Annotated in this window: 12 protein-coding genes; 9 read left to right on the plus strand and 3 right to left on the minus strand. The window is 72.5% G+C overall.

What is annotated here, in order from left to right; translation table 11 throughout:
- Positions 1-14: 14 nt before the first annotated feature.
- Positions 15-1,187: a glycosyltransferase gene (locus CP968_RS22140; protein WP_150519658.1), complete on the minus strand. Its 1,173-nt coding sequence runs from the start codon at positions 1,185-1,187 to the stop codon at positions 15-17.
- Positions 1,184-4,051 (minus strand): bifunctional glycosyltransferase/CDP-glycerol:glycerophosphate glycerophosphotransferase, encoded by a 2,868-nt coding sequence (locus CP968_RS22145; RefSeq protein WP_150519659.1) that lies wholly within the window; start codon positions 4,049-4,051, stop codon positions 1,184-1,186. Before CP968_RS22145 ends, CP968_RS22140 begins: the two co-directional genes overlap by 4 nt.
- 154 nt (positions 4,052-4,205) lie before the next feature.
- Between CP968_RS22145 and CP968_RS22150 the strand changes: the two genes are divergently transcribed.
- The 7 genes from CP968_RS22150 (at position 4,206) to CP968_RS22180 (ending at position 10,708) form a co-directional block, all read left to right on the plus strand.
- Positions 4,206-5,258 (plus strand): glycosyltransferase family 2 protein, encoded by a 1,053-nt coding sequence (locus tag CP968_RS22150; RefSeq protein WP_150519660.1) that lies wholly within the window; start codon positions 4,206-4,208, stop codon positions 5,256-5,258.
- Positions 5,255-5,692 carry a GtrA family protein gene (locus CP968_RS22155; protein ID WP_150519661.1) on the plus strand — a complete coding sequence of 146 codons (438 nt, stop codon included), beginning with the start codon at positions 5,255-5,257 and terminating at the stop codon, positions 5,690-5,692. Before CP968_RS22150 ends, CP968_RS22155 begins: the two co-directional genes overlap by 4 nt.
- A gap of 75 nt (positions 5,693-5,767) precedes the next feature.
- Entirely contained in the window at positions 5,768-6,895 is a 1,128-nt protein-coding gene (gene proB, locus CP968_RS22160) for a glutamate 5-kinase (RefSeq protein ID WP_150519662.1), read from the plus strand.
- Positions 6,896-6,929: 34 nt separating this feature from the next.
- Complete coding sequence (locus CP968_RS22165; RefSeq protein ID WP_167536940.1) at positions 6,930-7,397, plus strand: hypothetical protein; 468 nt, start codon at positions 6,930-6,932, stop codon at positions 7,395-7,397.
- Between the two features lie 179 nt (positions 7,398-7,576).
- Positions 7,577-8,860: a glutamate-5-semialdehyde dehydrogenase gene (locus CP968_RS22170; RefSeq protein WP_150519664.1), complete on the plus strand. Its 1,284-nt coding sequence runs from the start codon at positions 7,577-7,579 to the stop codon at positions 8,858-8,860.
- A gap of 76 nt (positions 8,861-8,936) precedes the next feature.
- Positions 8,937-9,488, plus strand: a complete 552-nt coding sequence (locus CP968_RS22175) for an SCO2584 family spore wall biosynthesis protein (protein WP_150519665.1) — start codon at positions 8,937-8,939, stop codon at positions 9,486-9,488.
- Between the two features lie 68 nt (positions 9,489-9,556).
- Entirely contained in the window at positions 9,557-10,708 is a 1,152-nt protein-coding gene (locus tag CP968_RS22180) for an SCO2583 family membrane protein (protein ID WP_150519666.1), read from the plus strand.
- On the opposite strand, the gene CP968_RS22185 is transcribed toward CP968_RS22180, so the two are convergent.
- Positions 10,692-11,786, minus strand: coding sequence for a M48 family metallopeptidase (locus tag CP968_RS22185; protein WP_150519667.1), 1,095 nt, complete (start codon positions 11,784-11,786; stop codon positions 10,692-10,694). The two genes, CP968_RS22180 and CP968_RS22185, sit on opposite strands and share 17 nt — an antisense overlap.
- Before the next feature lie 139 nt (positions 11,787-11,925).
- On the opposite strand from CP968_RS22185, the gene CP968_RS34170 reads away from it, so the two are divergent.
- A complete protein-coding gene (locus CP968_RS34170) occupies positions 11,926-12,093 on the plus strand; it encodes a hypothetical protein (protein ID WP_167536833.1) in 168 nt (55 codons plus the stop codon).
- A gap of 86 nt (positions 12,094-12,179) precedes the next feature.
- Positions 12,180-12,797: a nicotinate-nucleotide adenylyltransferase gene (gene nadD / locus CP968_RS22190; protein ID WP_150519668.1), complete on the plus strand. Its 618-nt coding sequence runs from the start codon at positions 12,180-12,182 to the stop codon at positions 12,795-12,797.
- The last annotated feature ends 7 nt before the right edge of the window (positions 12,798-12,804 follow it).

Here is a 12,804-nt window from a genome sequence, read left to right on the forward strand (position 1 = left end):
GGCGGCGCGGCCGCTCAGCGCTCCAGGAAGGAGAACAGCTCCTCCCAGCGGTCGGTGATCTCCGCGCTGGAGTAGCGCCGTACCGAGCGGAACGCCGTGTCGCCGAGCCGGTCGCGCAGCCCGCGGTCCGACATCAGCGCGTCCAGGTGCCCGGCCAGCTCCATCGTGTTGCCCAGCCGGGCCAGCAGCCCGTCCGTGCCGTGCTCGACGATCTCGCGCACGCCGGGCGCGCAGTCGAAGGCCGCCACCGGCACGCCCGCGGCCATCGCCTCCAGCAGGGTGATCGGGAAGCCCTCGGCCCGCGAGGCCTGCGCGAAGACCGAGGCCCCGCGCAGCGCGCCCAGCACGTCGTCGGTGCTGCCCATCCACTGCACGGAGTCGTCCAGGCCCAGCGAGGTGCAGTGTGCCCGCAGCGTCGGCTCCTCCACGCCCGCCCCGTAGATCCGCAGCACCCAGTCGGGGTGGCGCGGGGCGGCGTCCGCCCAGGCGTCGAGCAGCAGGTCGACGCCCTTCTCGAAGGCGAGCCGGCCGACGCTCGCCACGACCTTCCCGGTGCGCGGAGCGGGCTGCTCCGGCATGAAGGGCAGCGGGTTCGGCATGCTCCCGACGTTCTCCATGCCCGACCGGATCCACAGGTCCGCGTCCTCGGCGGTCAGCACCAGCAGCCGGTCCACCTCGCGGTAGTGCCGGCGGACCCGCTCGCCGCGGCTGGACTTCTTGCTGGCCTCGAACGACTCGTGGCTCATGCCGATGACGCCGAGCCCCTTGGTGTCGGCGAGGGCCACCCACTCCATCGCCCAGACCTGCGTGACGATGACGACCGCGCCCGGGGCGGCCGCGCGGAACAGCTCGCTCAGCCGTTCCGCCTTGGCCCGCATCTGCGCGCGCCGGGCCGCCTGGCGGCGCCGCTCGGGCGCGTTCAGCCGGCCCTTGAGACCGTGCAGCCGGCGGGCCGCCGGCGGGTGGGTCTCGTACAGCGTGGTGGTGCGGTAGGGCAGGTCCTGCGGGAGCTTCTGGCGGATCTCGTCGGCGACCGGGGCGATGCCGACGATGTGTACCCGGTGGCCGCGCTCGACGAGGAGCCGGGCCATCTGGTGCGACCAGGTGGTCACCCCGCCGAGCTCGTCGACGCTGTTGGAGACGAGGAAGATGTCACGGCCGCCCGCGGTGGCGGTCTGCTGGCTCACTTGCCGCTCCTGGTGAAGAACTTCTCGACGATCTGGCGTGCGGCGTCCCCGCGGTCGTACTCGCCGAACTCGGCGAGGAACCGCTGGCGCGCCTCCGCGTACTTGGCGTCGGCCTCCTCGAAGGCGGAAACGGCCTGCAGCAGCTCCTCCGCCGTGGCCACCACCGGGCCGGGAGCCTTCTCCTTCAGGTCGAAGTACGTCCCGCGGATGTCGGTGGCGTACTTCTCGTAGTCGTACGCGAAGAACAGCATCGGCCGGTCCAGGACGGCGTAGTCGAACATCACCGACGAGTAGTCGGTGATCAGACCGTCGGCGAGGGCCAGCAGCGGGGTGACGTCGTGGTGCCGGGAGACGTCGAGGACACGGCCGGCGACCGACGGCGGCAGGCTCACGCTGTTGAGGTAGTGGGTCCGCACCAGCAGCGTGAAGCGGTCCCCGAGCCGGTCCGCGAACTCCTCCACGTCGAAGGGGAACTCGAAGCCCTCGACCGCGCCCTCCGCGTTCGCCCGGAAGGTCGGCGCGTACAGCAGCACCTTCTTGTCCGGATCGAGGCCGAGCTCGGCCGCGAGCGGGCCGCGGACCCGCTCACCGCTCTGCGCCTCGGCCCGCTGTGCCTCGACCAGCGCGTCGTTGCGCGGGTAGCCGGTGCGCAGCAGCACCTCGTCGCGCAGCCGGAAGCCCTTGGCGAGGGTGCGCGTGTCGTGCTCGGAGCGGATCAGGAAGTGGTCGAAGCGGTCGACGGCGGCCTGGAAGCGGTTCTGGCCGTCGCGGCCCTGCGCCTTGGTGCGCGGTTCGTGGAAGCCCATCCGCTTGAGCGCGGAGCCGTGCCAGGTCTGGATGTACGTGGTCCCGGGGCGCTTGGCGAGGGCCAGCGGGAAGCCCTGGTTGTCGACCCAGTACTCGGCCTGGGCCAGCGCCCGCAGGTACGCCCAGCTCCAGCGCCGGACCAGGGTGGCCTCCTTGGGGAAGCCGGCGGGCTTGCCCGCGTACGACCAGATGGCCTCGAAGGGGGCGCCCTGGCGCACCAGCTCCTCGTAGATCGCCTTGGGGCTGTCGCTGTACTGCTTGCCCATGTGGCTCTCGAAGACGACCGTGCCCTTCTTGACCGGCAGCTTCGAGAAGACCTCGTGGTAGAGCTTCACCTTCTGCTCGCCCGAGCCCATGTTGCGGCGGGTCCGCAGGGCCTTGCGCAGGCCCCGTTTGACCACGCTCGCGGCCTTGCCGTGTATGGCGTTGTTGATCAGAGCCTGGGTGCGGACCGCGGCGGGGCCCTCGGCGGTCAGGACGTAGGACAGGTTGCCCTTCTTGGTGACCTCCGGCTCGAAGCGGTCGGAGACCAGCCGGGTGAGCCGGGGCCGCACCCGCAGGCGGGCCGCCGACTCCAGGTCGACGCCGCCGACCGACACCCGGGTGGTGACGCGGTCGCGCCCGGCGTTCAGGTGCAGCCGCACGTCCCAGACGGCGTCGATGATGCCCAGCGGCCGGACGGTGCCGCCGACGTCGGCGCTGCCGCTCCACTCGATCGTGTCACCGGCGTGCCGCACGGTGTCCACCGGGAAGCTGAAGGAGCGCACGCCGATCTGCCGGCGGGCCCGGAACTCCAGCGAGGCCGAGAGGTCCACGTCGGGCCGGATGCGGCCCAGCGGGTTGACGACGGCTCCGGAGAGGGTGACGGTGCCGCGCCCGTCGTCCGCGTAGGAGGTGAGGCGGTTGCCCAGCTGGAGGGAGGAGAGCGGGGCGGTGTGGAAGCCCTGGTCGGTCACGTCCAGTATCCGGCGGGCCTCGGCGTCGTCGAGGTGCGGGGCGCACCAGTAGACGCGGCCGTCGCGCTCGGCCAGGGGGGAGGAGAGCCGGCCCTTGTTGGTCATGGCGTCGGCGGCCGGGAGCAGGTTGTCCCAGTCCTCCTTGCCCAGGAGGTAGGCGCAGATCGCCTGGAGGTGCGTGACGTTGTCGTACGCGGCCGGGTCGATGCCGGCGAGGTAGCCGTTGGCCAGCCGGGCGAACTCCTGGCGGTACGCGTCGCCCAGCAGGGGCAGGTCGCGCAGGTGCAGCACGAGGTCGTGCTTGAGGAACTTGGCGTCCTTCGCGGTCTTGATGTCGGTGTGGCCGTGGGCGGCCAGCAGCTCGTCGACGCGGCGGTGGATCTCCATCCGGTGGACGAAGTTCGCGATCTCGTGGCGCCGGTTGCTGATCGACTTGGCCGCCGCCTTCTCGACCACGTTCCAGAAGTAGACGTGGTTCGGGATGAGCGTGATGCGGCGGGCGGCCACGTAGGCCTGCGCGGAGAACAGCAGGTCCTCGTAGTGGATGCCGACCGGGAACTCCAGGCCCCGCTCCAGCAGGAACGCGCGCCGGTAGCACTTGTTCGTGGAGAGGGTGTCGTAGACCAGCAGGTCCGGGAATTCGGTGATCGATTCCAGGGTGCGCGTGTGCGCGTAGATCCACGGGTACCACTCGGTGGTCTTGCCCCACCGGCTGTCGAGGTGCACGCGCACGCACATGCCCGAGACCAGGTCGGAGCCGGTCCGCTCGGCGGCGGCCAGCATGTTCCGGCAGGCGTTGCGCTCCAGCACGTCGTCGCTGTCCAGGAACATGACGTAGGTGCCGGTCGCCTGCCGGATGCCGTGATTGCGCGGCGCGCCGCAGCCGCCGCTGTTCTCGGGCAGCCGGAAGGCGCGCACTCTGCCCGGATGCGCCGCTTCCAGTTCCTTCGCGACCGAGTACGACCGGTCCTTGCTGCAGTCGTCGACGATCACGACTTCGACCCCGTGAAGGGTTTGGTCCAAAACCGACTGGACGGCTGTCGGCAGACGCTCTGCGTCGTTGTAGACGATGACGACCACGGAGACGTCAGGCACGTGCACCTCGATCCCTTTGTTCCGTTCCGCTTATCCCGTCAAAGCTACCGCGTGCCGCGCCCGACTCCGGCAGGCCGACGCTCGCCGCGCACACTTCCGAGGAAGGGGCGGGCGCCGGGTCCGGTCGCCGACAATCACCCGTTCGGACCAGGAAGTATTCATGACGAAGCTGTCCGTAGTTGTCCCTTGCTACAACGAAGAGGCCGTCATCGACAGCTTCGACGTGGAGATCCGCAAGGTGCTCGATGCCCTCCCCGTCGAGTACGAGGTCTGCTACGTCGACGACGGCAGCCGGGACGGCACCCTCGGGAAGCTCCGCAGGATCACCGCCGAGCACGGCGAGCGGACCCGGTACGTCTCCTTCAGCCGCAACTTCGGCAAGGAGGCCGGCATGCTCGCCGGCCTGCGCGAGGCCACCGGCGACGCTGTCGTGATCATGGACGCCGACCTCCAGCACCCGCCGGAGCTCATCGCCACGATGCTCGACCACTACCGGCAGGGCCACGACCAGATCATCGCCCGCCGCACCCGCGAGGGCGACAAGAAGCTCCGGTCGGCGCTCAGCCGCGTCTACTACCGGGGCGTCAACCGCTGGGTCGACGTGGAACTCGCCGACGGCGTCGGGGACTTCCGGATGCTCTCGCGGCCGGCCGTCGACGCCCTGCTGTCCCTGCCGGAGTGCAACCGCTTCTCCAAGGGCCTCTTCTCGTGGATCGGCTTCGACACCGTCCACTTCGACTACCGCAACGCGCTGCGCGAGGCCGGCGAGACGAAGTGGAAGTTCGGGTCGCTGCTGAACTACGGCATGGACGGCCTGATCTCCTTCAACAACCGCCCGCTGCGCATCGGGATCTGGCTCGGCGTGTCCCTGGTCGGGCTCACCGCCCTGTACGCGCTGTGGATCACGGCCATGGCCGTCACCCACGGCGTCGAGTCGCCCGGCTACGTCACCCTGGTGGCGATCATCGTCGGCCTCGGCGGGGTCCAGATGATCATGCTCGGGCTGATCGGCGAGTACATCGGCCGCATCTACTACGAGACCAAGCGCCGCCCCCACTTCCTGGTGAAGGAGGCCCACGGGGCGGACGCCCTCCCGCGCGACCCGGCAGCGGCGCCGCCCGCGCCCGCGCCCGCGGCCGCGTCCGCCTCCGCTTCCGCCGCGGCCGCCGAGGCGGCCGTCGTCGAGCGAAGCTCGCAGCGCAGCGCCCGGTGAGCCGGCGGGAACAGCTCGGCCAGGTCGTCCGCTTCGGCCTCGTCGGAGGCGTCAACACGGCCACCTTCTTCGGCGTCTACCTCCTCCTGCACCCGTGGATGCCGTACTTCGCCGCCTACTCCCTCGCCTTCCTGCTGGCGATGGTCGGCTCGTTCTTCATGAACACCTACTTCACCTACCGCACCCGGCCGACCTGGAAGAAGTTCCTCCTCTTCCCGCTCACCAACATCACGAACTACGTCGTCCAGTCGGCCGGCCTGTACGCCCTGGTGCGCTGGGCCGGCCTGGACACCCGCATCGCCCCGCTCGTCGCCGCCGTCGCCGCCATCCCCTTCACCTTCCTGCTCTCGCGCCGGATCCTCGTCCCGCGCTCCGCCCGGGCGGGGCGGCCCGGGCCCGGGGAGCCCGGCGAACCGGGGGCGTCCAGGGTCTGAAACCCGCGAGCAGCCGCTCCCGCCCACCCCGTAGATTGAGCCGGCAGGCATTCGGCAAGGGGCAAGGGGACAGACGTGTCAGCGGCTAGGCAAGGTGTCGTGGACGCCCGCAGGATCGTGGTCAAGGTCGGCTCCTCCTCCTTGACCACCGCGGAGGGCGGACTCGACGCCGACCGGGTCGACGCACTCGTGGACGTCCTGGCCAAGGCGCGCAGCGGCGGCGAGAAGGAGATCGTCCTCGTCTCCAGCGGGGCCATCGCCGCCGGACTCTCCCCGCTCGGCCTGCGCCGCCGTCCCAAGGACCTGGCCCGTCAGCAGGCCGCGGCCAGCGTCGGGCAGGGCCTCCTCGTCGCCCGCTACACCGCCTCCTTCGCCCGCTACGGCGTCCGCGTCGGCCAAGTGCTGCTCACCACCGACGACACCAGCCGGCGCGCGCACTACCGCAACGCCTACCGGACCCTGGACCAGCTGCTCGCCATGGGCGCGCTGCCCGTCGTCAACGAGAACGACACCGTCGCCACCGACGAGATCCGCTTCGGCGACAACGACCGCCTCGCCGCCCTCGTCGCCCACCTGGTCCGCGCCGACCTGCTGGTGCTCCTGTCCGACGTGGACGGCCTCTACGACGGCGACCCCTCCCTGCCCGGCACCACCCGCGTCGAGGAGGTGCGCGGCCCCGCGGACATCGCCCACGTCACCATCGGCAGCGCCGGCAGGGCGGGCGTGGGCACCGGCGGCATGGTCACCAAGGTCGAGGCCGCCCGGATCGCCGCCGCCGCGGGCATCCCCGTCGTCCTGACCTCCGCCAGTCAGGCCGCCGACGCGCTGTCCGGCGGGGCCACCGGCACCCACTTCCACGCCACCGGCCGCCGCTCGGCCGACCGGCTGCTGTGGCTCCAGCACGCCTCCACCCCGCAGGGACACCTCGTCCTGGACGACGGCGCCGTGCGCGCCGTCACCGAGCGCGGCAGCTCGCTGCTGCCCGCCGGCATCGCCTCGGTCGGCGGCGACTTCGCCGCCGGGGACCCGGTGGAACTGCGCGACACCTCCGGCCGGGCGGTCGCGCGCGGCCTCGTCAACTACGACGCCAAGGAGCTCCCGCAGCTCCTCGGCCGCTCCACTCGCGAGCTCGCGCGGGAACTCGGACCCGCGTACGAACGGGAGGTCGTCCACCGCGACGATCTGGTCCTGCTCCAGGGCTGAGGTTCGGGAAAAGCTCAGCGCGGGCGCCCGGGGACTGGTCAACTGTGAGAGCCGGGTGGACACGCGTAGCGCAGACAGGAGGCGGCTGGTGGGACGAGCGCTGACCAGCGTCGGTACGGGGGACGGTGAAGGCGGCGGACACGGACGGGAGCCCGAGCACGACTCCCGCCTCTGGCACGTCACCTTGAGCGTCTCCGGCAAGCCGGCGCCGTTGTCCGAGGTCCGGCGCGGGCTGGAACAGCTGGCCCACGACCACCCCTTCCTGCTCACCAGCCGGTACGCCGACGACCACGCGGAGATCCGCTACTGGGAGGAGGCCCGCGACCTCCACGACGCGGCGGCCGTCGCCCTGCGGCTGTGGGGCGAGCACCGCTCCTCGGCGCAGCTCCCGCCGTGGGAGATCGTCGGGCTGGAGGTCATCGACCGCGCCACCTACCACCAGCGCGTGGCGGAGGGCTACGGCCCGCCCCCGGCCCACCCGGTGGGCGTGCACCCGTACTAGGGCGGGCACCCGCAGGGAGGGCCCACCCGGACGGGCCCTCCGCGGGTGCGCGCGCCCCGCAGGGAGCGCCCACCCGCAGGGAGGGCCCTCCGCAGGCCCGGCGCCGCCCTGCGGGGGCCGGCCGTCTCGGGGGGTGGAACCGCCTCGGCCGGGGTCCGGCCGGGGACTACCCTGGCCGCATGACCTCGCCCGACGCCGCCACCGCCGCCTCGCCCGTCCTCGCCACCGCGCAGCGGGCCCGCACGGCCGCCGCCGCCCTCGCCCCGCTCCCGCGGTCCGCCAAGGACGCCGCCCTGCTGGCGGTCGCGGACGCGCTGGAGGCCCGTACGCCCGAGATCATCGAGGCCAACGCCGTCGACACGGCCAAGGCCCGCGAGGCCGGCACCAGCGAGACCGTCATCGACCGCCTCACCCTCACCCCCGAGCGCGTCGCCGCCATCGCCTCCGACGTGCGCGACGTCGCCGCCCTCCCCGACCCGGTCGGCGAGGTCGTCCGCGGCGGCACCCTGCCCAACGGCATCGACCTCCGGCAGGTCCGCGTCCCGCTCGGGGTCGTCGGCATCATCTACGAGGCCCGCCCCAACGTCACCGTCGACGCCGCCGCCCTCTGCCTCAAGTCCGGCAACGCGGTCCTGCTGCGCGGCAGTTCCTCCGCCTACGCCTCGAACACCGCCCTCGTCGGCATCCTCCGCGACGCCGTCGAGAGCGCCGGACTGCCCGCCGACGCGGTCCAGCTCGTCCCCGGCGAGTCCCGCGACTCCGTCCGCGAGCTGATGCGCGCCCGCGGCCTCGTCGACGTCCTCATCCCGCGCGGCGGTGCCTCCCTCATCAAGACGGTCGTCGAGGAGTCCACCGTCCCGGTCATCGAGACCGGTACCGGCAACTGCCACGTCTACGTCGACGCCCGGGCCGACCTGGACATTGCGGTGGACATCCTCGTCAACTCCAAGGCCCAGCGGCCGTCCGTCTGCAACTCCGCCGAGACGCTCCTCGTCCACCGCGACATCGCCGGCGCCTTCCTGCCGCGTGCCCTCGACGCCCTCGCCGAGGCCGGCGTGACCGTCCACGGCGACGCCCGCGTCCTCGCCGCCGCCGCGGACTCCAAGGTCACCGCGCTGCCCGCCACAGACGAGGACTGGGCCGCCGAGTACCTGTCCTACGACATCGCCGCCGGAGTCGTGGACAGCCTGGACGACGCCGTCGCCCACATCCGCCGCTGGACCTCCGGCCACACCGAGGCCATCGTCACCACCTCGCAGGCCGCGGCCCGCCGCTTCACCCAGCTGGTCGACTCGACCACCGTCGCCGTGAACGCCTCCACCCGGTTCACGGACGGTGGCCAGTTCGGCTTCGGCGCCGAGATCGGGATCTCCACCCAGAAGCTGCACGCCCGGGGCCCGATGGGCCTTCCCGAGCTCACCTCCACCAAGTACATCGTCACCGGCGACGGTCACGTTCGGTAGTCGCGGCCGGACGCGGCGCGGCCGGATTCCGGCGTACGCCCTGCCCAATCCGTCCCCCCAGGTCTACGCTGGTCCCGTGCCGGACGACGTGGGGGGCAAGCCGTTCCCGGACGACGGGGAGCCCGACGACGACCGCGGAGGCGCGGATCACGACTTCGCCTCCGTGGTGTTCGACGAGGCCTTCGTCCGGAACGCCGAGATTCACGAACCGAGCGCCGCCGAGCGCCAGCGGGCCGCCGACCGGGCCCGCGCCGAGGCCGAGGCGGCCCGCGCCGTCGCGGGCGGCCGCCCCGGCGACGACGACCACGACGCCTACGGCTACGGCCACCCGGACGGGTACGGCCCCGAGGACCACGGCTGGGACCACGACCGCCACGGCTACTCCGACGGCCCGTACGGGGCCTACGGCGGCAGCCTGCGCCCCTACCGCGGCCGCTCGCCCTGGCTGCGCCCCGTCGCCTGGGTCCTCGCCTTCGTCATGGGCCTCGGCATGATCGCGCTCGCGTTCAGCGCCGTCTACCGCAGCGCCGCGGGCGAGGCGGACCCCGCTCCCGCCCCCGCCAGCACCCCGCTGCGGGAAGTCGGCGGCGCCGGCGCGTTTATGGAACCCGTCGGCCGCCAACCCTGAAGGTACGACCCCGCTCGCATCCGCCGGAGCTGGGGGCTTCTCTGAAGCGGGGACAGCGGGGAGAAGCGATGGCCGTTCCAGGAGATCCGCCCAACGGCACCCCCGAAGGCATCGGCGGGGGCGACGACGAGTTCCGGTCGGACGAGTACCGGTCGGTGGTGTTCGACGAGGACTTCGTACGGGCTGCCCGGATCCAGGAGTTCTCCGCGCAGGAACGCATGGGCGAGCACGCCCGGGCCGTACGCTCCCGGTCCGTCTGGTCCGGCGGCGGCGCGGGCCCCCGGGGCGGGCGCCCCGGCCGCGGGGCCCGTCAGGGCAGGTTCCTCGTGCTGTTCATCGCCGTCGCCTTCGCCGCCGCGGTCTACCTGGGACTGCGCAGCCCGTACGCCGCCCCGCCCGAGGCCACCGCCCAGCCGCTCGCCAGCACCGTCGTCCCGCTCGCGCCCGCCGGGGCCGTGCCCGGCGGGCCGCCCGCCGAGCTCTACGCGCAGAGCCCCGCGGCCGACTACCGCGTCGGAGCGGCCGGGATCACCCTGCCGGCCGTGCGCCACACGCCGCACTTCACCGACGGCCAGGTGCTGACCGCCCTGTCGATCGCCAAGGACTACCTGGTGCAGTCCTCGCTCGACCCCGACGTCCTCACCGGTGCCGCCACCCGCCCGGTGCGGGTGCTGCTCGATCCCGACCAGCTGGCCCAGTTCGACCGGAGCATGACCCTGCCCTCCGGCGACGGCCGGCACGCGGCGACCGGCTGGCTGGTCCGCTTCGACCCGGGCACCGCCGTCGTGGCCGACTCCCGGGTCCGGGTCAGCGGGACCCTCGCCTTCGAGGAGACGGCCCCCGGCGTGCTGGAGGTGACCACCGACCACACCTTCGTGTACGCCGTGCGCCCCGCCACCGGAGCCCCGGCCGCCGCCGACGGAGCCTCGCTCTTCACCGTCCGGCGCGAGCTGCGACTGCGCTTCGACCGGGAGGACCTGGGCGCCCGCCGCGCCGAGCTGGCCTCGGCCTACGTCATGGCCGGACCGCAGGACTGCTCCGCCGACCCGGCCGCCGGATTCCGCCCGCTGCTCGCCGGAGCCGGCCCGACGACGGCGGGCCCGGCCGCGAGCGACCCGTACGCCAGCGGCCACCCGAGGCGCGCCGCCGGGCTGTGCGGGGTCCTGGCCACGCCCGAGGCGCCCGGGGAGCAGGCCCCGCCCGTCAGCCCTGTTCCGTAGCCGGACCGCCCTTGCCCTCGGCTCCGGTCCCGGCGCCGCCCGCGCCGGCACCCGCTCCGGCCCCGGTGAACCGGTCGCGGAGCTTGCCGCCCAGGTCCGCCGTACCGCCCGCGATGTCGCCGACCAGCTTCATCAGCGGGTCCTTGCTGGTGCGCACCGCATCCGCGTAGTGCGAGGCCGACTGCCGGAACGAGTCGGTGACGGAGGTGTCCTTGTCCTCGTCGCGCCGCGGGTAGTGGCCGTCCATGATCCGCTGGTGGTCGCGGCTCTCCGCCCACTTCTTCAGCTCGGCCGCGCGCACCGTGGCGAAGGGGTGCGTGCGGGGCAGCATGTTCAGGATCTTCAGGACGGAGTCGCGCAGGTCGCCGCTCGACTCGTACTCCTCGGCCTGGGCCAGGAAGGCGTCCACGTTCATCTCGTGGAGGTGGTTGCCGCCGGCGAGCTTCATCAGCCCCCGCATCGACGCCTGGAGGTCCTGCCCCACCAGCAGCCCGGCCCGGTCCGCCGACAGCTCCGACTTGCGGAACCATTCGCGCAGGGCCGTCACGATCGCCATGATCGCCACGTTGCCCAGCGGGATCCAGGCCACCTTCAGCGCCAGGTTCGTCAGGAACAGCAGGATCGTGCGGTAGACCGCGTGCCCGGACAGGGCGTGGCCCACCTCGTGGCCCACGACCGCCCGCATCTCCTCCTCGTCGAGCAGCTCGACCAGGCCCGTCGTCACCACGATGATCGGCTCGTCGAGGCCGATGCACATGGCGTTGGGCCTGGGGTCCTGCTGGACGTACATCTGCGGGACCTTCTCCAGGTCCAGCACGTAACACGCGTCGCGCAGCATCGCGTACAGGTGGGGGAACTGCGTCTCGCCCACCCGGACGGAGTCCGACAGGAACAGCAGCCGCAGGCTCCGCTCCGGAAGCAGCCCGCTCAAAGCCTTGAACACGGTGTCGAAGCCGCTCAGCCTGCGCAGCGCCACCAGCGCGGAGCGGTCCGCCGGATGCTCGTACGCCCGCGAGGAGATGCCGGGGAACCTCCTGCGGTCCCGCGCCGGCACCTTCTCGAACCCGGTCTCCTTCATTGCGCCCTCCCCTGGATCGGCCTGCCTGGCCCTGCGTCTATCCTCTCCAACGCCTGAGTCGGCGTGAGCGTGCCCCAGGCCCCCGCATACGATGTGAGCGAAGTCTCCGCCCGCTCCCGACTCGATAGGTACCTGCCTGATGAGCCTCTCCTCCACCGCCCACAACCTGGTCGTCCTCGCCTCGGAGGGGGCAGAGCAGCACGTCGACAACCACGAAAGCCTCAGCCCCTACCTGACCGGCGGCGCCGCGTTCGTCATCCTGTGCCTGATGCTGTGGATCACGACGCGTCTGAACCGCGACCGCTAGAGCACGCCGCGCCGTTCCCCGCCCGTGCCGCCCCGGGTCGCGCATGCGGGTCCGCCCGCTCCACCGGGCCAGTAGGCTCTGCGCTCATGGGAGAGCAGGAAGTGCCTACCGGCCCGGTCAAGCGCCGTCTCGGCGTGATGGGCGGGACGTTCGACCCGATCCACCACGGACACCTGGTGGCCGCCAGCGAGGTGGCCGCCCTGTTCCACCTCGACGAGGTGGTGTTCGTACCGACGGGCGAGCCGTGGCAGAAGTCGCAGCGGGCCGTGTCCGCCGCCGAGGACCGCTACCTGATGACGGTCATCGCCACGGCGTCGAACCCCCAGTTCTCGGTCAGCCGCATCGACATCGACCGCGGCGGCCCGACGTACACGATCGACACCCTGCGGGACCTGAAGGCGCGCAACGACGACGCCGACCTCTTCTTCATCACCGGCGCCGACGCCCTCGCCCAGATCCTGACCTGGCGCAACGCCGACGAGCTCTTCGCCCTCGCCCACTTCATCGGCGTCACCCGGCCGGGCCACGTGCTCACCGACGACGGACTGCCCGAGGGCGGGGTCTCCCTGGTCGAGGTGCCCGCCCTGGCGATCTCGTCCACGGACTGCCGCGCGCGGGTCGTCAAGGGCGATCCGGTCTGGTACCTGGTGCCGGACGGCGTGGTGCGCTACATCGACAAGCGTGAGCTGTACCGGGGAGCCTGAGCTTCCG

This window comes from Streptomyces subrutilus (assembly GCF_008704535.1).
Lineage (GTDB): Bacteria > Actinomycetota > Actinomycetes > Streptomycetales > Streptomycetaceae > Streptomyces > Streptomyces subrutilus.